This window comes from Actinotalea lenta (assembly GCF_030586465.1).
GTDB classification, from domain to species: domain Bacteria; phylum Actinomycetota; class Actinomycetes; order Actinomycetales; family Cellulomonadaceae; genus Actinotalea; species Actinotalea lenta.
Map to the genome: position 1 here is coordinate 782,320 of NZ_JAUQYP010000001.1, position 20,729 is coordinate 803,048.

The window sequence follows — 20,729 nt, forward strand, 5'->3', positions numbered from 1 at the left end:
CGGGTCAGCCGATGAGCTTGCGCGCCCCGCGCGTCGCGCTCGCGCGGAACAGCGCCACGATCGCGCCGGAGATGACCGCCGCCGCCGCGACCTCCCTGAACCGGATGTCGTCGGAGTCGTCGTCGGCCTTCGGCGGGGCGTGCCCGAAGGCCTTGGTCCACAACGAGTCGATGAGCTTGCCGGCGGCCCAGGCGGCGCCGGCGGCTGCCGCCAGGCCGACCAGCTTGGCGATCCTCGACTCGGACTTGTCGTCCGACACGTGAGCCTCCTCGAGCGGTGCGGTACGTGCGTGATCACGCTAGCGGTGCGGCGCGTGCCCCGCACGATGCCCGGCTTCCACGATGCCCGCAGCCGAGGTGTGCCGACCCTGGGCGCTCAGGCCGAGGCGACCCACAGGTAGACGTTGCGGCCCACCTGCTCGGCGGCGACCACCACGCCCACGATCCGCAGCAGGAGCGGCAACGGGTCACCCTCGTGCGGGTCGCGCTCCGCCGAGGCGGCCCACGCGTCGGCGACCTCGCGCGGCAGGTCGGGGTCCTCGGCGCGGCTCAGCTCCCCGAGCACCTCCACGAGGAACGGCGGGAGCTTGAACAACAGCTCGTGGTTCAGGTCGACCTCGGCCGGTTCGAGGTCGCCCCGGCCGAACCGGACGGCCTGCGCGGCGGCCTCTCCCAGCAGCTCCAGGTCCAGCGCGCCGAGGTCGGTGAGCTCGACGTGCGGCGTCTCCGACTGCGGGGGAACGCCGGCGTCGAGGGCGTCGGCCCGGGCCAGTGCCCCGGCGTGGGTTGCGACGAACAGCTGGGCGCGCCGTGCCATGTGTGCTCCTGGGGATGCTCTGCCCGCGAAAGCCGCCGCCGTGACGGCGAGGCGAGCCTATCGGGGTAGGCTGAACGCGAACGACAGGGGAGCGTCGTCCGGTCAGCCGGACAGCGGACGCTGAGAGTGCGGGAGACCGCAGACCCTCGAACCTGATCCGGTTGGTACCGGCGTAGGGAGTCGGGATTCTCAGGTGTCGTGGACCGCATCTGCGCGGCCACGCCGCCCCCCTCCTTCATCGACGAGGAGGACGCATGTCAAGAAGCATTCGGACGAGATGGGCCGTGCCCGCCGTGGTCGGGGCCCTCGCACTGGCCGGCTGCGCGGGCGCCGGATCCACGTCGGGCGGCACCGCGAGCCCGTCCGGCGGCTCCGCCGCACCCGGCGGGACCGTCGTGCTGGTCACGCACGACTCGTTCGCACTGCCGGACGCCCTGATCTCCCAGTTCGAGTCCGACACCGGGCTCACGCTCGACGTGCGGGCCCAGGGAGACGCCGGGGCGATGGTCAACCAGCTCGTCCTCACCAAGGACGCGCCGATCGGCGACGCGGTGTTCGGCATCGACAACACGTTCGCCTCGCGAGCGGTCGACGCCGGCGTGCTGGCCCCCTACCAGGCCACGCTGCCGGACAGTGCGAAGCAGTACACCGTCGGTGACTCGGGCGAGCTCACGCCGATCGACGTCGGTGACGTGTGCGTCAACGCCGACCTGGAGTGGTTCAGCAAGCACGACCTGGCGGTGCCGAGCACGCTCGAGGACCTCACCAAGCCCGAGTACAAGGGGCTGCTCGCGGTCGAGAACCCGGCCACGTCGTCGCCCGGCCTGGCGTTCCTGCTCGCCACCGTCGGCGCGTTCGGCGCCGACGGGTGGCAGGGCTACTGGCAGGAGCTGGTGGCCAACGACGTCCAGGTCGCCTCGTCCTGGTCCGACGCGTACTACGTGGACTTCTCCGGGCCCTCGTCGGACGGTGACAAGCCGTTGGTGGTGTCCTATGCCTCGTCCCCGCCGGACGAGGTCCCCGACGGCGCGACCAGCGCGCCGACGACGGCGCTGCTGAACACCTGCTTCCGGCAGGTGGAGTACGCCGGCGTGCTGGCCGGGGCCGCCAACCCGGACGGCGCGAAGAAGGTCGTGGACTGGCTGCTGTCCCCTGCGGTGCAGGCGGCGATCCCGGAGAGCATGTACATGTACCCCGTGGACTCCTCGGTGGCGCTGCCCACCTCGTGGACCAAGTACGCCCCGCTGGCCACGAAGCCGTTCAGCGTCTCCCCTGCGGAGATCACCGCGCACCGGGACGACTGGATCCAGGCCTGGACGAGCCTCGTGGTCGGCTGATCGGTGAGTCGGGTGGCGGCAGTCCCGGCGGCGCTCAGCGCTCGGGTCCCGCGCAGGTGGCGCGCGGGCCGGGTGGTGCTGTGGGCGCTGGCCGCCGGGCTGCCGCTGGCCTTCCTCGGACTGTTCTTCGTGCTGCCCGTCGTGGGTCTGGTCGGCCGAGGGTTCGTCACCGACGGCTCCCTGGACCTGTCCGGGTTCGCGGAGGTCATGAGCCGGCCCCGGACCTGGCGGATCCTCGAGCTCACGGTCGGCCAGGCCACCGTCGGCACCGCGATAGCCGTCCTGCTGGGCATCCCGGGTGCCCACCTGCTGTACCGCACCCGGTTCCGCGGTCAGGCGCTGCTGCGTGCCCTGGTCGCCGTGCCGTTCGTGCTTCCCACGATCGTCGTCGGCGTCGCGTTCCGGTCCGTGCTCAGCGGGCACGGTCCGCTGGCGTTCCTGGGCTGGGACGGGACCTTCGCGGGGGTGGTCGCGGCGCTGGTGTTCTTCAACTACACCGTGGTGGTGCGCACCGTCGGCGCGTTCTGGACGGGGCTGGACCCCCGCGGCGAGCAGGCCGCGCGCGCACTCGGGGCCTCGCCGGCGCGGGCGTTCTGGTCGGTGACACTGCCGGCGCTGGTGCCGGCGATCGCCTCCGCGGCCTCGATCGTCTTCCTGTTCTGCGCCACCGCGTTCGGCGTCGTGCTGGTGCTCGGCGGTGTCGGGTACGGGACCGTCGAGACCGAGATCTGGGTGCAGACCACGCAGTTCCTGGACCTGCGGGCGGCGTCGGTGCTGTCGGTCGTGCAGCTCGTGGTGGTGACCGCGTCGCTGTGGGTGGCCGGTCGGGCGCGGCGTCGCCGCGAGCAGGCCTTGAGCCGGGTGCCCGAGTCGCGGCCCGTGCTCGCGCTGCGGGGGCCGGACGCCCGTGGCGGGGACCGGCTGGCGGTGGCCGTCACCGCTGCCGTGGTGGTGCTGCTGCTCGGGCTCCCGATGGTGACGCTCCTGCTGCGATCCCTGCGGACCCGGGACGGCTGGGGGCTGGGCAACTACCGCGCACTCGGCGTCCGGGGGTTCGGCCTCGGCGCGTCCGGCTGGGAGGCGGCGGCGACCTCGCTGCGGGTCGCGGTGGACGCGACGCTGATCGCGGTGGTGGTCGCAGGCCTGGTCGCGCTGGTCGCGTCGAGACGGCCGCGGTCACGCGGTCTGCGACGGGCCGTGGGGACGATGGACGCGGTGATGATGCTGCCGCTCGGGGTCTCGGCCGTCACGGTCGGGTTCGGCATCCTGGTCACGCTCAACCACCCGTTCGGACTTGCCGTGGACCTGCGCACCTCGCCGATGCTGCTGCCCATCGCGCAGGCCGTAGTCGCCGTCCCGCTGGTGGTGCGTACCGTGCTGCCCGTGCTCCGCGCCATCGACTCCCGCCTGCACGAGGCGGCCGCGGTACTCGGTGCGTCACCGGCCCGCGTGCTGCGCCACGTGGACTGGCCGGTCGCTGCACGGTCGCTCGGGCTGGCCGTCGGGCTGGCCTTCGCGGTGAGCCTGGGCGAGTTCGGCGCGACGTCCTTCCTGGTCCGGCCCTCGGCGCCCACCCTGCCGGTGCTGATCTACCGGCTGATCGGCCGGCCGGGCGCGGACAACCTGGGCACCGCGATGGCGGCGTCGGTGCTGCTCGCCGCCCTGACGGCAGTGGTGATGGCGCTCGCGGAGCGGCTGCGCGGCGACACCGGAGGTGACGTGTGACCGGCTTGGGCGTGCGCGACCTCGTCGTGCTCTACCGGGACGACGACGGCTCGGTCGCGACCGCCGTCGACCACCTGGACCTGGACGTCGCGACCGGCGAGGTCGTGGCCCTGCTCGGACCGTCCGGCTCGGGCAAGTCCAGCCTGCTGCGCGCCGTCGCCGGCCTGGAACCCGCGGCGTCCGGGCGCATCGGCTGGGACGGGGTCGACCTGGCGGGCGTGCCCACCCACCGGCGCGGGTTCGGGCTGATGTTCCAGGACGGTCAGCTCTTCGGGCACCGGGACGTGGCGGGCAACGTCGCGTTCGGCTTGCAGATGCAGCGGATGCCGGCACGCGAGCGGGCCACGCGAGTCAGCGAGCTCCTGGGGCTGGTGGGGCTGGGCGGCTTCGAGCACCGGGCGATCAGCACGTTGTCCGGCGGCGAGCGCCAGCGGGTCGCTCTGGCCCGGTCGCTCGCCCCGGGGCCGCGGCTGCTGCTGCTCGACGAGCCCTTGTCCGCGCTGGACCGTGCGCTGCGCGAGCGCCTGGCGGATGACGTGCGTGCCGCGCTGCTGGCCACCGGAACCACGGCGCTGTTCGTCACGCACGACCACGACGAGGCGTTCGCCGTCGCGGACCGGATCGCGGTGATGGACGCGGGGCGGCTGCTGCAGGTCGATGCCCCCGCGCTCCTGTGGCAGGCGCCCGCGACCCGACGGGTCGCGGAGTTCCTGGGCTACGAGGCGTTCGCCCCCGTCGACGCGCCGGTGGCGGCGGTGCTCGGGTCCGGTCTGGCCGTGCCCGTCGGCACCGTGGCCGGACGGTCCTGGTCGGACGGCACGTCCGACGCGGTGCTCGCCGTAGGCCCGGGTTCGCTCGAGACCGCCGCGGACGGCCCGCTGGCAGGTGAGGTGCGGTCCGCCGGGTTCCGTCGCGGTGTGATCGAGCTCGGCGTCGTGGTCGAGGGGCTCGGCGCGGTCACCGTGGTCGAGCGGAGCGCGGGCCGGACCGGCGCCGCGGACCTTCCCCGCGCGGGCACCACGGTGCGGCTCCGGCCCGTCGTCGGCGGCGTGGCACGGATCGGCTGACCGGGTCACAGGGAGGTCTGCCAGAGTCCCACGACGCCTCGCGGCCGGAAGCCGAGCGCCACGTTGATCGCGAGCATGGGGGCGTTCTCCTCGGCGTTCCAGGTGTGCACGCGGCGCGCGGCGGGGCGCTCGACGGCGAGGTCGGCGAGCATCGTCGCCTTGAGCAGCATGCCCAGTCGGCGCCCGCGGTGGGCGCGCAGCACGATCGTGTCGTTCTGCTCGACCACCTCGGGGCGGTCCCGCGGGTACTCGACCATGGTCAGACCCACGAGTGCACCGTCCGGCACATGCTGGACAGCGACCGCCCGGTAGCCGAACCCCGCGGCGGCGAGCTGCCGTTCGCGGGCGCGGACGCGTGCGGCGTCCCAGACCTCCTCGCGGGCGTCGACCTCCCCGACCGGCGCGTCGGTGGTCATCCGGGTCTCCAGCTCGGCGAACGCGTCGAGCCACCGCGCGGGTGCCGCATCGGCCCAGGACACCAGACGGTAGGCGCCCCCGGCACGGGCGGCCGCGTCCCGGCGGAGCGCCTCGAGCAGGTCGCGGTCCACCGGCAGGTCGAGCGTGGAGTAGCGCTCGGCCTGGGCGAGGGCGTAACCGCGGCGCCGGGCCACGACGGCGGCGGCCGCGTCGGAGCGGATCCGGCCCGACCCGGTCGGTGCGACGAGCGCGAGAGGGTCCCCGGGGTCCGGCTCGCCGGCGTGCTCGCTCGCCGCGACGAGTGTGGTGCGCCCGGCCTCGGCCGCGAGCGCCTCGCCGCGCGCGAGCAGGGCGGAGCCCACGCCCCGCCGCCGCGCCGCAGGGTGCACGCTCACGTCGAGCACCGCCGCGTGGTCGTTGCCCTGACTGGGCAGGGTGAGCAGTGCCTTGCCCAGCACGTTGTCCGCGTCGCCCTCGCGGCCCGGGTCGGTCGCCACCAGGCACACCCGGGTCGCGTACCTCTGCTCGCGCTGACGTGCGAGCAGGGCCTGAGCGGTGACGGCCGTGTCGGCGTCGCCCCAGTGCTCCAGCTTCACGGCGCGGGACACGGCGGCCGCGCCGTGCAGCGCCCACGCGTCGGGGTCGTCCAGGGCGGTCGGCGTCGGGGCCGTGAGCACGGTCGTGGTCGCGGCAGCGTGGTCGAGCATGCCCGCACGATGCCCGACCCGGCGCCCGCGGGTCACGGGGTTTTCGTCAGCGGCTGATCATCGTCGACCCCGGCGGCCGCCGCCGCGCATCGACATCTCGACGGCGCCGCCGCGGCCCGTGCCGGACGACTGCCGCCCGGGCGCGGGGGAGGCTTCGGTGCGGCGGCCGCTCGACGCCCCGGCGCTCGGGCCCGCCGCCGATCCACGACCGCGGCCACCGCGGCGCCGCCGACGCGCGGAGCCGCCGGACGACTCGGTCCGGGCCTGCTGCGGTCGGGTCGGTGCGGCCGCCGGGGCGGACGGGGGGACCAGGGCGGCGACCTCGCCCACCAGCCGGGCCAGCCGCGGTGCGTCGGCCGGGGCGGGCTGGGCCGAGATCTTGGCGGCCCGGGTCAGGGCGCGCACGTCGGCGAGCTGCTCCGGCAGGACCAGGGTGACCACGTCGCCGCCCGAGCCGGCCCGAGCTGTCCGGCCGGACCGGTGCAGGTAGGCCTTGTGCTCGGCCGGCGGGTCGACGTGCACCACGAGCTCGACGCTGTCGACGTGGATGCCGCGCGCGGCGATGTCGGTCGCCACCAGGACGCGGACCCCGCCGCCCGAGAACGCGGCGAGGTTGCGCTCGCGCTGTGGCTGGCTCAGGTTGCCGTGCAGGTCCACGGCGGGTATGCCCGCCTGGGTGAGCTGCCTGGCGAGCTTCTTGGCCTGGTGCTTGGTGCGGGTGAAGAGCAGCCGGCGGCCGGTCCCGGAGGCGAGCCGGTGCACGACGTCACGCTTGGCGGCCGCGTCGGCCACCGTCAGCACGTGGTGGGTCATGGCGACCACCGGGGACTCCTCGGGGTCCACCTCGTGGCTCAGCGGTTCGTGCAGGAACTCCCGGACCAGCCGGTCCACGCCGCGGTCCAGCGTCGCAGAGAACAGCATGCGCTGACCGCGCGTCGGGGTTGCGGCCATGAGGCGCCGCACGCCCGGCAGGAAGCCGAGGTCAGCCATGTGGTCCGCCTCGTCCAGGACGGTGACCTGGACGTCGTCCAGCGTCAGGACGCGCTGGCCGAGCAGGTCCTCGAGCCGGCCGGGGCACGCCACGACGATCTCGACGCCCGCGGCCAGGGCCTTCTCCTGCCGCTGCTGGGAGACGCCGCCGAACACGGTCGTCAGGCGCAGCCCGGCGGCCTGGGCCAGCGGCTCGAGCGTCGCGGCGATCTGGGTCGCGAGCTCGCGCGTCGGGGCCAGGATCAGGCCGCGCGGGCGGCCGGCCTTGGCGCGGCCGCCGGTGAGCGCGGCGACCATGGGCAGCGCGAAGGCCAGGGTCTTGCCGGACCCGGTGCGCCCGCGGCCCAGGACGTCGCGACCGGCCAACGTGCTGGGCAGGGTGGCCTTCTGGATGGGGAAGGGCTCGGTGATGCTCTGCGCGGACAGCGCGCGGACGAGGGTCTCGGGGACGCCGAGCAGGGAGAAGCCTGACACGGTGGCAGGCAGGGACGAGGACGGTGCAGCAGACAAAGGGGGTGCCTTTCCGGCGACGGTGGTCGGGGCTCGCGGCGGCGTGTCGGGCTCTCGCCCGCCGGTGCTCCACGACGTGGGACGCGCAGGTCGCGCGTCGCTCGCCGGTCAGTCTCTCACGACGAGCCGGGGATGTCGTCCCACGACTCGACGTGACCGCCTGCTGGGCCCCGTGGCGCGGCGGAGGGCAGCCGGACACGGCGGCCCCGGGTCGCGGTTCAGCCGGCGTGGTCCACGGGAACGGCGTCGCGCCGCAGCAGCCCGAGCAGCTCCTCGTGCGGCCCGACGACGAATGCCTCGTCTCCGCCGTGCAGGGTGTGCCAGCGCCGCACCACCCGGTGCGCGGAGCGCTCGTCGCGGTGCCGGACGGCCAGCACCCGGCTGCGGCCGGTCACGGCGTCGACTCGGGCGCCGTCCAGGCCGCCGCCCGGCGTGACCTGGACGCGGGCGTACAGCATCGGCACATCGCCGGCGTAGAACGTGCCCAGCACCTCCAGGCCGAGCGCCGCCCCCACGAACCACGGCGCGGCGAGCTCGTCGGTCGACCGCACATCCGTGAGCCCGAACGCACGTCGCACGGTGCCGGCGAGGCGCCGGTCGAACAGCCGCAGCGCGACCGTGACGTCGTCTCGTGCGCCGAGGGCGTCGCGTGCCGCCAGACCGACCTCGAGGTTCGTCAGGTCGTCGGCGGTGAGCACGGCGACGGCGCGGGCCCGGTCGAGGTTGACCAGCTCGAGTGTGCCGGCCAGCGTCGCGTCGCCGCTGACCACGCGCGCGCCCGCGGCCCTCGCCTGGGTGAGGTACCGGTTGTCCTCGTCGCGTTCCACGACGACCACCGGCGTCCCGGTCGCCGCGACCGACTCCACCACGCGCTCGCCCACGGAGCCGAGCCCGACGACCACGACGTGCCCGCGCAGGCCGGTCACCTTGCCGTGCCCGAGCGACTCCTCCAGGCGCCGGGACACCAGCAGGTTGGTCAGCAGCGCGTACGTGGTCGCCGCGAGCACCACCCCCGCCAGCATGAGCACCACGGCGAAGGCACGCAGCCAGGTGGGCTGCTCGCGGAAGCTGAAGTCCCCGTAGCCGATGGTCCCCACGGTCTCCGCGGTGAAGTACAGCGCGTCGAGGAGCGTCATGCGGGTGCCGTCGGCCTCGCGGTACCCGACCATGAGCAGGACCACGGCCGTCACCGAGAGCCCGGTGAGGGCGAGCAGCGCCCTGCGGAGCCGCACGTCGCTGGCCGCGAGCACGGCGCGGCTCCACCGCCGCAGCGCCGCGGTGGGGGTGGGCTCGGCGGCGGGGGTGCGGCGTCGTCGGGCGCCGGTGGCCTCGGTCTGCGCCGCAGGTTCGGGTGCCACCTCGCGCCAGACCGCCGGGGTCCCGAGGAGGCTGACCTGGTCGCCGGCCCGGACCTCGAGGTCCCGGCCCGGGCACACCACGGCCTCGTCGGCGAGAGCGGCGTGCTGGACCCCGAGCGGCACGAGCGCCTCGCCGTACAGGTCGCGCAGCGCGCCGTCCCGCGGGGCCGTGACAGTGCGGACCTGCACCACCTCGTCGTCCACCCGCAGGCCGTGCCCCTCCGCCCCGAGGCAGGCCTCGACGATCGCCGGTGCGGCGATGCTCGCGACGTCGAGCACGAGGACGCCGGCGTCGGCCTGCATCGCACGCGCGACGGCGGGGTTGCGCATCTGCGCGATCACGGGTAGCTCCGGGCGCAGCCGCCGTACCAGGAGCGAGGTCTCCAGCGCGCCGAGGTCGCTCGAGGACAGGCAGACCACCGCGCGGGCCTCGCGCAGCCCGGCGGCGTCCAGCGCGGCGGCGGCCCCGTCGACGTGCTGGACCACCGTGGCGCCCAGCGCGTTCGCGGCCTGCACCGCGCCGGGCCGGGCGCCGTCGTCGATGGCCACGACCTCGACGTCCAGGGCGACCAGGTGCTCGACCACGCGCAGGCCGAGGCCCTCCAGCCCGTGCACGATGACGTGGCCGCCGGGCTCGGGCGCTCCGGGACGCGCCGCGGGTGCGGGGTCGGCGCCGGTCATGAACGCATGATCCCGCGCGGGACGTCGGGTGTGGGGGATCCGGCCGTAGGGCGGGTCTCAGCGTCCCCAGTCGCCCAGTGCGCCCTGCAGTGCGCCGAGGGTCGCCTCCTGGACGTGCCCGCGGTCGTCGGCGGGGCAGCCGCGCCCCACCCAGGTCCGCACCGCCGCCTCGACGAACCCCGGCCAGGACTCCAGCGCGTAGTCGTGCCGGCCCCAGCTCGGTGGGAGCAGGTCACGCACCGTGCGGGCGAGCGCCGCGCGCGCGTCGGCCACCACGGCGACCGACACGGACGGGAAGGACGCGGGCTCGAGCCACCACCGGGCCCCGGCCGCGGCGTCGTCGAGCAGCACCTCCAGCAGGGCGCGCACCCGGTCGCGCACCGGGGCCCCCTCCGGGACGGCGCTCACGGCCGCGTCCTGGCGTGCACCCAGGTCCTGCGCCCAGGACCGCAGCACGGCCGCGTGCAGCTCCGCCTTCGTGGGGAAGTACCGGAACACGAGCGGCTCGGACACCCCGGCGAGGGCAGCCACGTCGGCGACCGACGCCGCGGGATAGCCCGCCTGCGCGAAGACGTCGCGCGCGGCGGCGAGCAGGGTCGCGCGCCGCTCCTCGGGGGTGCGTCGGGCGGCCATCTTGCGAGGCTAGTCCTCGTGAGTCAGACTCAGCAAAGTGAAGTGAGTGCGGCTCAACAACGGGAGGCTGACATGACCGGTGCCCGGCACCTCACCGACGACCTCTGGTGGCACGTCTACCCGCTCGGTGCCGTCGGTGCACCGATCCGGGACGGCGGCGACCGTGAGGTCGTGCACCGGCTGCCCCGGTTGCTGCCCTGGGTCGAGCGGGCGGCCGAGCTCGGGTTCACCGGGCTCCAGCTCGGGCCCGTCTTCGACAGCAGCACCCACGGCTACGACACCGTCGACCACGACCGCGTCGACCCGCGGCTGGGTGACGTCGACGACCTCGTCGACCTGATCGCCCGGGCTCACGCGCTCGGGATGCGGGTCATGCTCGACGGCGTCTTCAACCACGTCGGCGCCGAGCACCCCCTGTACCGGCGCGCTCTCGCCGAGGGTCCGGGGTCCGACGCGGCACGGCTGTTCCGGATCGACTGGGACGCAGCTGGCGGCCCGCGCGCCGCCAGCTTCGAGGGCCACGAGTCGCTCGTCGCGCTCAACCACGACGAGCCCGCCGTGGCGGACCTGGTGACCGGTGTCATGAACCGCTGGCTGGACGCGGGGGCGGACGCCTGGCGCCTGGACGCCGCCTACGCCGTGCCCGCGGAGTTCTGGGCCCGCGTCCTGCCCCGCGTCCGCACCGCCCACCCGGACGTGACCGTCATCGGCGAGGTGATCCACGGCGACTACGTCGACGTCGTCACCCGGTCCGGGATGGACGGCGTCACCCAGTACGAGCTCTGGAAGGCGATCTGGAGCTCGATCGGCGACGCCAACCTGTTCGAGCTGGCCTGGGCGCTGGACCGGCACACCGGGTTCGTCGAGCACTTCCGGCCCATGACGTTCGTCGGGAACCACGACGTGACCCGGATCGCGACCCGCGTCGGGGACCGGGGCGCCATGGTCGCCCTCGCGGTACTGATGACCGTCGGCGGATCGCCCTCGGTGTACTACGGCGACGAGGACGCCTACCGGGGGGCGAAGACGGAGCGGCTGGGCGGCGACGACGAGGTGCGGCCGCCACTGCCGGACTCGCCTGCCGACCTGAGCGCGCTGGGTGCCTGGATGGTCGAGACCACCCGCACGCTGGTCGGGCTGCGACGGCGGCACCCCTGGTTGGCCGACGCGCGCACCGCCGTGCTCGAGCTCGCCAACGAGCGGATGGTCTACCGGTCGACCAGCGCCGACGGCACGCGTTCGCTCGACGTGACGCTGGACCTCACCCAGGACCCGGCGGTGACCGTCACCGGCGGCGCCGAGCCCCTGCACCTGAGCCGCTGAGCACTGCGCCGGTCAGTGAGCCGCGCGCTTCAGAGCTCGTGGTCGACGCACAGGCGGTCGACGGCCAGCGAGCCGATGAGGTCGGCGACCTTGCGGTGCTCGGGGTGCGCGCGGTAGGCCTCCAGGTCCGCGCGGCTGTCGACGTCGACGCTCAGCACGACGTCGGCGTTGGTGGCCGACTCGCCCAGGTCCAGGCCCACCTCGAGCCGGCGGACCTGCGGGACCAGGGCCGGCAACGCCTGCAGCGCATCGCGCACCCTGCAGGCGTTCGCGCGCCGCGCCTCCGGCGAGTCGCCCGCCATCGTCCAGGCCACCACGTGTCGGATCACCCCGGAAGCCTAGGACGCGGCACGCCGGCGCGTGGCACGCTTGCTGGCGCGGATGGGGGGCACATGGGGCGCAGGACCCGCACGGAGGCCTGGAGAGCACGGCTCGTCGAGGGCGGACTCGTCCTGCTGGTGGGAGCGGCGCTGAGCGCCTGCACCCCCGACCGGCCGGGCCCGGAGCAGGCGGCCGAGGCGCTCGCGGCAGCGGTCGCGTCCGGGGACTTCTCGCACGTGGCGTTCGTCGAGGACCAGCAGGCCGCGGCCACGCAGCGCCGCGCGGACGCCTACGCCGCGCTGGGCCCGCACGAACCGCGGGTCACCATCCACGACGTCGCCGTGCACGCCGACGACGACGCGGCGACCGCGAACCTGAGCTTCCGGTGGGACCTCGGCACCGCCGAGCCGTGGGAGTACACCACGCAGGCGGACCTGACCCGGGGGAGCCCTGGCGACCCGGACGTGTGGCTCGTGCGCTGGGCGCCCCGGATCCTCGCCCCCGACCTCGGCCCCACCGAGGTGCTGAGCACCGAGCGGCTCCCGGCGGCCCGCGCCGACGTGCTCGGGGCCGCGGGAACCGTGATCGTCCACCCGCGACCGGTGCAGCGCATCGGTATCGACAAGACCCGCGGCGACGCCGCCACCCAGGAGGCGGACGCCCGGGCGCTCGCGACGGCGCTCGGCATGGATCCCGACGCGTTCGCGTCCCGGGTCGAGGCGTCCGGGACCAAAGCCTTCGTGCAGGCGATCGTGGTGCGCGACGACGACCCGGACTACGACGTGGAGGCGCTCACCTCCTCGACCACGACACGCGCCGTCGCGGGCTCCCTCCCGCTCGCGCCGACGCGGGCCTTCGCGCGTGAGGTGCTGGGCACGGTGGGCCCGGCCACGGCCGAGATCGTCGACGACTCCGACGGTGCTGTCGTCGCGGGGGACCTGGCCGGGCGCAGCGGCCTGATGCGTCAGTACGACTCGCAGCTGCGCGGCACGTCCGGCCTGCGCGTCCTGGCCACCAGCGAGGACAGCGACGTGGTCCGCCAGCTCTACCGGACGGAGCCCGTGGACGGGACGCCGCTGCAGACCACGCTCGACGTGGGGCTGCAGATCGCCGCGGACTCGGTGCTCGCCGGCGTCGGGCCGGCGAGTGCGGTCGTCGCGATCCGGCCGTCCACCGGGGACGTCCTCGCGGTGGCCTCGGGGCCGGGGAGCGACGGGCTCTCCACGGCGACGCTCGGCCAGTACGCGCCGGGGTCGACCTTCAAGGTGGTGTCCGCGCTGGCGCTGCTGCGCGGAGGTCTGCGGCCCGACGGCCCGGTGGACTGCCCGGCGACGGTCACCGTGGACGGTCGGGAGTTCTCCAACTACCCGGACTACCCGGCCGCCCACCTGGGCACGATCGACCTGGCCACCGCCGTCGCGCAGTCCTGCAACACAGCGTTCATCGGGCAGCGCGCGGTCGCCGGCGCGCAGGCCCTCGTCGATGCGGCGGGGTCGCTGGGCCTGACGACCGACACCGACCTCGGGTTCCCGGCTTTCCTCGGCTCGGTACCCGCCGACTCGACCGGCACCGACCACGCCGCGTCGATGATCGGCCAGGGCAGGGTGCTCGCCTCGCCGCTCGGGATGGCGACCGTCGCGGCCTCCGTGGCCGCGGGCCACACGGTGGTGCCGCGGCTCGTCCTGCCGGCCGGCGGGACCGAGTCCCCCGCGTCGCTCGCCTCGCAGCCGCTCACGTCGGCGGAGGCCACCACCGTGCACGCGCTCATGCGGGGGGTCGTGACCGACGGCGGCGCGACCTTCCTGCAGGACGTCCCCGGTCCGGAGGTGGCCGCGAAGACCGGGACCGCGCAGTTCGGGCCGGCCGGCCAGGTGGCGAACCACACCTGGATGATCGCGATCCAGGGTGACCTCGCCGTCGCGGTCTTCGTCGAGGTCGGGGACTACGGGTCCACCACCGCAGGGCCTCTGCTCGAGGCGTTCCTGCGGGCCGTGCCGCGCTCGTAGCGTCCCGCCGGGGTGCCCCGTCTCGTCCTGCGACCGCGCCCCGGGAGCGCCGACGCGCCCGGGTCTAGCCTGTGGGCACCGCGACACCCCTCGCCGCGCGTCGTCGCCCGGTGCGGCCAACCCCGCCCCGCCCGACTCCGGCGCCTGCCCGTCCTCCCGAGGTTCCTCATGCCCGAGCTGCGCTCACGCACCACCACCCACGGCCGCAACATGGCAGGCGCCCGCGCCCTGTGGCGCGCCACCGGCCTGACCAACGACGACTTCGGCAAGCCGATCGTCGCGATCGCCAACTCCTACACCCAGTTCGTGCCGGGCCACGTGCACCTCAAGGACATGGGCGACCTGGTCGCGGGTGCGGTGCGCGAGGCCGGTGGCGTGGCACGCGAGTTCAACACGATCGCCGTGGACGACGGCATCGCGATGGGTCACCACGGCATGCTCTACTCGCTGCCCAGCCGCGAGATCATCGCCGACTCGGTGGAGTTCATGGCCAACGCGCACCAGGCCGACGCGCTCGTGTGCATCTCCAACTGCGACAAGATCACCCCCGGGATGCTGCTGGCCGCCCTCCGGCTGAACATCCCCACCGTGTTCGTCTCCGGCGGTGCGATGGAGGCCGGTCGCGTGGTGGTCGGCGAGGACGGCACCGTGCAGTCCCGGCTCGACCTCATCGACGCGATGGTCCAGGCGGTGGACTCGAAGGTCTCCGACGCCGAGATCACCACGATCGAGGAGAACGCCTGCCCCACCTGCGGGTCCTGCTCGGGCATGTTCACCGCCAACTCCATGAACTGCCTGCTCGAGGTGGTCGGCCTGGCGTTGCCGGGCAACGGCTCCACGCTGGCCACCGCCTCGCGCCGTCGGGACCTGTTCCTGGACGCCGGCCGGACCGTGGTCGAGCTCGCGAAGCGGTGGTACGGCTCCGACGACGACTCCGTGCTGCCGCGCTCGATCGTCACCAAGGAGGCGCTGGCCAACGCGATGCGGGTGGACATCGCGATGGGCGGCTCCACCAACACGATCCTGCACCTGCTGGCCGCCGCCCAGGAGGGCCGGATCGACTTCGACCAGGACGACATCGACGCCCTGTCCCGGGTCACCCCGTGCATCTGCAAGGTCGCACCCAACTCGCACCGGTACTACATGGAGGACGTGCACCGGGCCGGCGGCATCCCCGCGATCATGGGCGAGCTGGCCCGCGCGGGGATGATGGACGACACCGTGCACGCCGTGCACTCCCCGTCGCTCGAGGCCTGGCTCGCCGAGTGGGACGTGCGCGGCGGGTCGGCGAGCGAGCGTGCGATCGAGCTCTTCCACGCGGCACCGGGCGGGGTGCGCACCACGCAGGCGTTCAGCTCGACCAACGTGTGGGAGTCGCTGGACACCGACGCCGAGGGCGGCTGCATCCGCTCGGTCGAGCACGCGTACACCGCCGACGGCGGGCTGGCCGTGCTCACCGGGAACCTGGCGCCGGACGGCTGCATCGTCAAGACCGCCGGTGTGCCTGAGCACCAGTGGACGTTCTCGGGGCCGGCGAAGGTCGCCGAGTCGCAGGAGGAGGCCGTGGAGATGATCCTCGGCGGCCGGATCGCCGCGGGCGACGTCGTCGTGGTCCGCTACGAGGGCCCCAAGGGTGGCCCGGGCATGCAGGAGATGCTCTACCCCACCGCGTACCTCAAGGGTGTCGGCCTCGGCCCCCAGTGCGCCCTGATCACCGACGGCCGGTTCTCCGGCGGGTCGAGCGGCCTCAGCATCGGACACGTCTCGCCCGAGGCGGCGAGCGGTGGGGCGATCGGCCTGGTCGAGGACGGCGACGTCATCGAGTTCGACATCCCCGGCCGGCGCGTGACGCTGCGGGTCCCGGACGAGGAGCTGGCCCGGCGTCGCGCCGAGCGGGACCTGCTGGGCTGGCAGCCCAAGGACCGCAAGCGTGAGGTGTCCGCGGCGCTGCGCATCTTCGCGGCGTTCGCGCAGTCCGCCGACAAGGGGGCTGCGCGCAAGGTTCCGTGACTCAGGTCACGAGCGACGGCGCTGCGGGGTCGTGCGCGGCGATCACCCGCAGGTCCCCGACGTGCTCGCGCAGCCGGTTGATCGCTCGGGTCGTGGCCAGCTGGGTGGCGCGTGCGCCCGTCCCCGGGATGCGCTCGTCGGCCATCAGAGCAGGGTCGTAGGTGACGTCCCCGACCAGGAGCAGCGGTGCAGCGTCCGCGCGCCGGACGAGCAGGCTCATCGAGCCGCGGGAGTGGCCGGGCGTGGGCAGCAGGACCAGGGAGCCGTCGCCGCGCAGGTCAAGCCCGGTGTCGAACGGCGCCAGGTCACCGATCGGGCCCGGCGTGACGGGCTGGACGCGAGCCGCCTCCACCTGGGTCGGCAGCACGCCGTGCAGCTCCGGCCGCTTCTCGTCCAGCAGCGCGAGCTCGTCGGCGTGCACGAGCACGCGGGCTCGCTCCAGGAGGCCGACGTTGCCGGCGTGGTCCTGGTGCAGGTGGGACAGCACCACGGTGTCGACGTCGTCGGGTGACAGGCCGATCGACGCGAGGCGGGCCGTCAGCAGGTCGGAGTCGGCGATCCGGAAGCGGGCCTGTCGGCGGAACGCCCAACCGACGAGCCCGCCGGGGTAGTAGCCCGGGTCGCTGAGGGACGTCGGGCTCTGACCGGTGTCGAACAGCAGGACGCCGCCGTCGTGCTCGACCACCACGACGTGCACCGGGAGCCAGTCCGTCCAGGAGCGGGAGGTCGCGGTCCACAGCAGCATCGGCCGCCACGTCCCGGCGACGTTGTCGGGCCGGACCTGCACCTCGCCGACGCGCAGCACGGACACCCGGGAGATCGTCACGCCCTCAGTGTGCCGGGCCGGGTCGCGGGTTCCGGCCCCGGCTCGCCCAGGCCCCGAGGGTCACGCCGAGCAGGGCGACGGCGGCCCCCACCACGGTGAGCGGGGCGAGGCGCTCGGTGCCGGTGAGCGCGTCGAGCAGCACGGACGTCACCACCTGGCCGGCGACCGTGCACAGCCCGAGGACGAGCACGCCGTGCACCCGCACGAGGACCGCCGCGGAGGCGATGAAGACGCAGCCCAGCGTGCCCCCGGTGTACAGCCACCACTGCGTCGGCGCGCCTGTGAGGCTGCCCGGGGCCAGGAAGGACACCGCGAGCACGACGAGCAGGGTCGTGGTACCCACCGCGAAGTTGTTGAGCGCCGCGGCCAGCGGCCCCCCCACGGTCGAGACCTGTCCGTTGACCGCCTGCTGCCAGCTCGCGAACGACCCGGCGACGAGTGGTAGCGCCGCGAGGGCGAGTGCACCTGCGGTGAGCGCATGGGCGCCGCCCAGCCGGCCGGAGACCCCGATCGCGACGGCGGCCAGCGTCACGCCCGCACCGAGCATCCGTCCGGTGCTGATGGCGCGCGGGCCCGAGGGGCCGAGCCCCGCGTGGTCGACGGCGAGTCCGCTCGAGGTCTGCCCGGCGACCACAGCGACGGTGAACAGCGCAACCCCGATCGTCGGGACGGTGAGGCCCTGCGATGCGACGAGCATCGCTCCGGCGGTGCCGCCCAGGACGTGCCAGGGGCGCAGCCGCCCGACCCGCACCGCGGCATAGAGGGTGCGGACCCTGCGGCGAAGGCGCGGCACGCTCAGGTTCACGGTCGCCAGGAGTACGAGCCCGGAGCCGAACGAGACCAGTGCGGCGAGGACTCCGGCGCGCATGCCGGTGCCGAGCTCGTGGGCGAGGCGCCCGTTGACCGTGGACTGGACCGCTATCAGGCCGCCGATCGCGACCATCGCGGGGATCGCGAGCGCCTCGAGCAGCGTGCGCGCGTCGCTGCCTTCCCGCGACGCCGCGGGCGGCGCGGTGCGGGAGCCGCCCGGAGCGGATCGGTGCGGAGGGGTCACCGGCGGATCCTGTCAGCACATCGCCGCATCGGCGCGTCCACCCGCGACGGGCCGCCGGCACTCGCCCCCCACCGCCCGGCAGGCCCCTCCCGTCCCTCCCGCCGCCCAGATCGGGGCTTCGGCTCGAATCGGGGACCAGACCCGATGTCGTCGCAGGCACCCCCGTCGGCGCAGACACCCGCGGTCGGCGGCGGGCGGGGGCGACCGGCGGGAATGCCGGACCCCTGCAGAGGGTTGAGTCTGGCAGGCTCAAGTTTGGGGTGGATGACTTGCATCGCGCAGGTGAACCTCGCAGACTTGAGCGCAGCAGGCTCAACGTAGGACGACCGCGTCGGCGGCCGGGTCGCAGCCCCCGGCCCACCACGCACCGCCCGACGTCGACCTGGGACCGGACCACCCGGTGGTCGCCGACCCGGCGCCGCCGCGAGCACCACGAAGGAGCACCACCCATGGCACGAGCCGTCGGCATCGACCTCGGCACCACCAACTCCGTCGTCTCCGTCCTCGAGGGCGGGGAGCCGACCGTCATCGCCAACGCCGAGGGCTCGCGCACGACGCCCTCCGTCGTGGCGTTCTCCAAGACCGGTGAGGTCCTGGTGGGCGAGGTCGCCAAGCGCCAGGCAGTCACCAACGTCGACCGCACCATCAGCTCCGTCAAGCGCCACATGGGCACCGACTGGAAGGTCGACGTCGACGACAAGACGTACACGGCGCAGGAGATCTCCGCGCGCGTCCTCGGCAAGCTCAAGCGGGACGCCGAGCAGTACCTGGGCGAGACCGTCACCGACGCCGTGGTCACGGTGCCGGCCTACTTCAACGACGCCCAGCGCCAGGCCACCAAGGACGCCGGCCAGATCGCCGGCCTCAACGTGCTGCGGATCGTCAACGAGCCGACCGCGGCCGCGCTCGCCTACGGGCTCGAGAAGGGCAAGGAGGACGAGCTGATCCTGGTGTTCGACCTCGGTGGCGGCACGTTCGACGTGTCCCTGCTCGAGGTCGGCAAGGACGAGGACGAGTTCTCCACCATCCAGGTGCGTGCCACCAACGGCGACAACCACCTGGGTGGCGACGACTGGGACAACCGGATCGTCGAGCACCTCATCAAGGAGGTCAAGAACACCTCGGGCGTCGACCTGTCCAAGGACAAGATCGCGCTCCAGCGGCTGCGTGAGGCCGCCGAGCAGGCCAAGAAGGAGCTGTCCTCGACCACGTCGACGACCATCTCCATGCAGTACCTGTCGATGTCCGAGAACGGCCCGATCCACCTGGACACCAAGCTGACCCGGGCGCAGTTCGAGCAGATGACCTCGGACCTGCTGGAGCGGACCAAGGCGCCGTTCCACGCGGTGATCCGCGACGCCGGCATCTCGGTGTCCGACATCGACCACGTCGTGCTCGTCGGTGGTTCGACCCGGATGCCCGCGGTGACTGAGGTCGTCCGCGAGCTCACCGGCGGCAAGGAGCCCAACAAGGGCGTGAACCCGGACGAGGTCGTCGCCGTCGGCGCCGCGCTGCAGGCCGGTGTCATCAAGGGTGAGCGCAAGGACGTGCTGCTCATCGACGTCACCCCGCTGAGCCTCGGCATCGAGACCAAGGGCGGCGTGATGACCAAGCTCATCGACCGCAACACCGCGATCCCCACCAAGCGCAGCGAGATCTTCTCGACCGCCGAGGACAACCAGCCGTCCGTGCTCATCCAGGTGTTCCAGGGCGAGCGCGAGTTCGCCCGCGACAACAAGCCGCTGGGCACCTTCGAGCTGACCGGCATCGCGCCGGCCCCGCGCGGCGTGCCGCAGATCGAGGTCACCTTCGACATCGACGCGAACGGCATCGTGCACGTGTCCGCCAAGGACCGTGGCACGGGCAAGGAGCAGTCGATGACGATCACCGGTGGCTCCGCACTGCCCAAGGACGAGATCGACCGGATGGTCAAGGAGGCCGAGGCCCACGCGGCCGAGGACAAGAAGCGCCGAGAGGAGGCGGAGGTCCGCAACACCGCGGAGAACCTGGCCTACCAGGCGGAGAAGGCTCTGGCCGACGCCGGTGACAAGGTCGGTGAGGACGTCAAGACGGAGGTCACGACCGCGGTCGGTGAGCTGCGCACTGCGCTGGAGGGCGACGACGTCGAGGCGGTCAGGACCAAGCAGACCGCGCTCGCCGGCGTGATCCAGAAGATCGGTGAGGCCGTGTACGCGGCCGACCAGGCGGCCGCCACCGAGGCTCCGGCCGAGGGTGCGGACGCCGGGCAGAGCGCCGACGACGACGTCGTCGACGCCGAGATCGTGGACGAGGACGAGAGCGAGAACAAGTGAGCGACCAGCCCACGAACGAGGGTGGCACTCCGCAGGAGCCACCGCCCCGGTTCACGGACAAGCGACGGATCGACCCCACCACGGGTGAGGTCCGCGCCCCGGCCGATGAGCAGTCCCCGACCGGGGCCGCCGCCGCGGGCCCGGTCGACGGGCTCGAGGCCCCCGAGGGGGAGAAGCACCCGGTGGTGGCGGCGCTCGAGGCCGCCGAGCAGATCGCCGGGGAACGGCTGGAGGACCTCCAGCGTCTCCAGGCCGAGTTCGTCAACTACCGCAAGCGCGTCGAGCGCGACCGTCTGGTCGCGCGCGACCAGACGGTCGTGGCGATGGTCGAGGCGATGCTCGGGGTGCTGGACGACATCGACGCGGCCCGGACGCACGACGAGCTGACCGGTCCGTTCGGCTCGGTCGCGGAGAAGCTCGAGACCACGCTCGGAAGGTTCGGATGGGAGCGCTACGGCGCGGCCGGCGAGCCCTTCGACCCGAACGTCCACGAGGCGCTCATGCACGCGCACTCCGACGACGTCACCGAGCCGACCGTCGTGCAGGTGCTCCAGGCCGGCCACCGGGTCGGCGAGCGCATCGTCCGCGCCGCCCGTGTGGCGGTGGCGGAGCCCGAGTGACCGGCGCTGGGACGGA

The 20,729-nt window shown here is 74.0% G+C and carries 17 protein-coding genes and 1 riboswitch; of the genes, 8 read left to right on the top strand and 9 right to left on the bottom strand.

Annotated features, from left to right (window positions below; all coding sequences use genetic code 11):
• Positions 1–4: 4 nt before the first annotated feature.
• The gene (locus Q6348_RS03600; RefSeq protein WP_304599955.1) at positions 5–259 is read right to left on the bottom strand and encodes a DUF4235 domain-containing protein; all 255 of its coding nucleotides are present in this window, start codon (positions 257–259) and stop codon (positions 5–7) included.
• Positions 260–375: 116 nt separating this feature from the next.
• Positions 376–816 carry a hypothetical protein gene (locus Q6348_RS03605; RefSeq protein WP_304599956.1) on the bottom strand — a complete coding sequence of 147 codons (441 nt, stop codon included), beginning with the start codon at positions 814–816 and terminating at the stop codon, positions 376–378.
• A gap of 75 nt (positions 817–891) precedes the next feature.
• Positions 892–1,012: riboswitch (TPP riboswitch) on the top strand.
• A 58-nt stretch (positions 1,013–1,070) separates the two neighbouring features.
• Here Q6348_RS03605 and Q6348_RS03610 point away from each other — a divergent pair.
• From Q6348_RS03610 to Q6348_RS03620, 3 genes are read left to right on the top strand one after another with little or no spacing between them, the layout of a single operon-like run.
• Entirely contained in the window at positions 1,071–2,153 is a 1,083-nt protein-coding gene (locus Q6348_RS03610) for a thiamine ABC transporter substrate-binding protein (RefSeq protein WP_304599957.1), read from the top strand.
• Positions 2,154–2,165: 12 nt separating this feature from the next.
• Positions 2,166–3,878, top strand: a complete 1,713-nt coding sequence (locus tag Q6348_RS03615) for an ABC transporter permease (protein ID WP_434062007.1) — start codon at positions 2,166–2,168, stop codon at positions 3,876–3,878.
• Entirely contained in the window at positions 3,875–4,945 is a 1,071-nt protein-coding gene (locus Q6348_RS03620; RefSeq protein WP_434062006.1) for an ABC transporter ATP-binding protein, read from the top strand. Before Q6348_RS03615 ends, Q6348_RS03620 begins: the two co-directional genes overlap by 4 nt.
• Before the next feature lie 5 nt (positions 4,946–4,950).
• Here Q6348_RS03620 and Q6348_RS03625 read toward each other — a convergent pair whose 3' ends face one another.
• The 4 genes from Q6348_RS03625 to Q6348_RS03640 all read right to left on the bottom strand — a co-directional run bounded on the left by Q6348_RS03625 (position 4,951) and on the right by Q6348_RS03640 (position 10,241).
• A complete protein-coding gene (locus Q6348_RS03625) occupies positions 4,951–6,069 on the bottom strand; it encodes a GNAT family N-acetyltransferase (protein ID WP_304599958.1) in 1,119 nt (372 codons plus the stop codon).
• A gap of 57 nt (positions 6,070–6,126) precedes the next feature.
• Positions 6,127–7,533, bottom strand: coding sequence for a DEAD/DEAH box helicase (locus Q6348_RS03630; RefSeq protein WP_304599959.1), 1,407 nt, complete (start codon positions 7,531–7,533; stop codon positions 6,127–6,129).
• Between the two features lie 254 nt (positions 7,534–7,787).
• Positions 7,788–9,608 carry an NAD-binding protein gene (locus Q6348_RS03635; RefSeq protein WP_304599960.1) on the bottom strand — a complete coding sequence of 607 codons (1,821 nt, stop codon included), beginning with the start codon at positions 9,606–9,608 and terminating at the stop codon, positions 7,788–7,790.
• 57 nt (positions 9,609–9,665) lie between these two features.
• Complete coding sequence (locus Q6348_RS03640) at positions 9,666–10,241, bottom strand: TetR/AcrR family transcriptional regulator (protein WP_304599961.1); 576 nt, start codon at positions 10,239–10,241, stop codon at positions 9,666–9,668.
• A 72-nt stretch (positions 10,242–10,313) separates the two neighbouring features.
• Between Q6348_RS03640 and Q6348_RS03645 the strand changes: the two genes are divergently transcribed.
• Positions 10,314–11,564 (top strand): alpha-amylase family protein, encoded by a 1,251-nt coding sequence (locus Q6348_RS03645; protein WP_304599962.1) that lies wholly within the window; start codon positions 10,314–10,316, stop codon positions 11,562–11,564.
• 29 nt (positions 11,565–11,593) lie between these two features.
• On the opposite strand, the gene Q6348_RS03650 is transcribed toward Q6348_RS03645, so the two are convergent.
• The gene (locus Q6348_RS03650; protein ID WP_304599963.1) at positions 11,594–11,893 is read right to left on the bottom strand and encodes a Dabb family protein; all 300 of its coding nucleotides are present in this window, start codon (positions 11,891–11,893) and stop codon (positions 11,594–11,596) included.
• A gap of 63 nt (positions 11,894–11,956) precedes the next feature.
• Between Q6348_RS03650 and Q6348_RS03655 the strand changes: the two genes are divergently transcribed.
• Positions 11,957–13,891 carry a penicillin-binding transpeptidase domain-containing protein gene (locus Q6348_RS03655; RefSeq protein ID WP_304599964.1) on the top strand — a complete coding sequence of 645 codons (1,935 nt, stop codon included), beginning with the start codon at positions 11,957–11,959 and terminating at the stop codon, positions 13,889–13,891.
• 168 nt (positions 13,892–14,059) lie between these two features.
• Positions 14,060–15,901, top strand: a complete 1,842-nt coding sequence (gene ilvD, locus Q6348_RS03660) for a dihydroxy-acid dehydratase (RefSeq protein ID WP_304599965.1) — start codon at positions 14,060–14,062, stop codon at positions 15,899–15,901.
• A 1-nt stretch (position 15,902) separates the two neighbouring features.
• Here ilvD and Q6348_RS03665 read toward each other — a convergent pair whose 3' ends face one another.
• Positions 15,903–16,727: an N-acyl homoserine lactonase family protein gene (locus tag Q6348_RS03665; protein WP_304599966.1), complete on the bottom strand. Its 825-nt coding sequence runs from the start codon at positions 16,725–16,727 to the stop codon at positions 15,903–15,905.
• Positions 16,728–16,731: 4 nt separating this feature from the next.
• Complete coding sequence (locus Q6348_RS03670) at positions 16,732–17,781, bottom strand: DMT family transporter (protein ID WP_304599967.1); 1,050 nt, start codon at positions 17,779–17,781, stop codon at positions 16,732–16,734.
• A gap of 449 nt (positions 17,782–18,230) precedes the next feature.
• On the opposite strand from Q6348_RS03670, the gene dnaK reads away from it, so the two are divergent.
• A complete protein-coding gene (dnaK, locus tag Q6348_RS03675) occupies positions 18,231–20,093 on the top strand; it encodes a molecular chaperone DnaK (protein ID WP_304599968.1) in 1,863 nt (620 codons plus the stop codon).
• Entirely contained in the window at positions 20,090–20,713 is a 624-nt protein-coding gene (grpE, locus tag Q6348_RS03680) for a nucleotide exchange factor GrpE (RefSeq protein ID WP_304599969.1), read from the top strand. Before dnaK ends, grpE begins: the two co-directional genes overlap by 4 nt.
• Positions 20,714–20,729 lie beyond the last annotated feature (16 nt).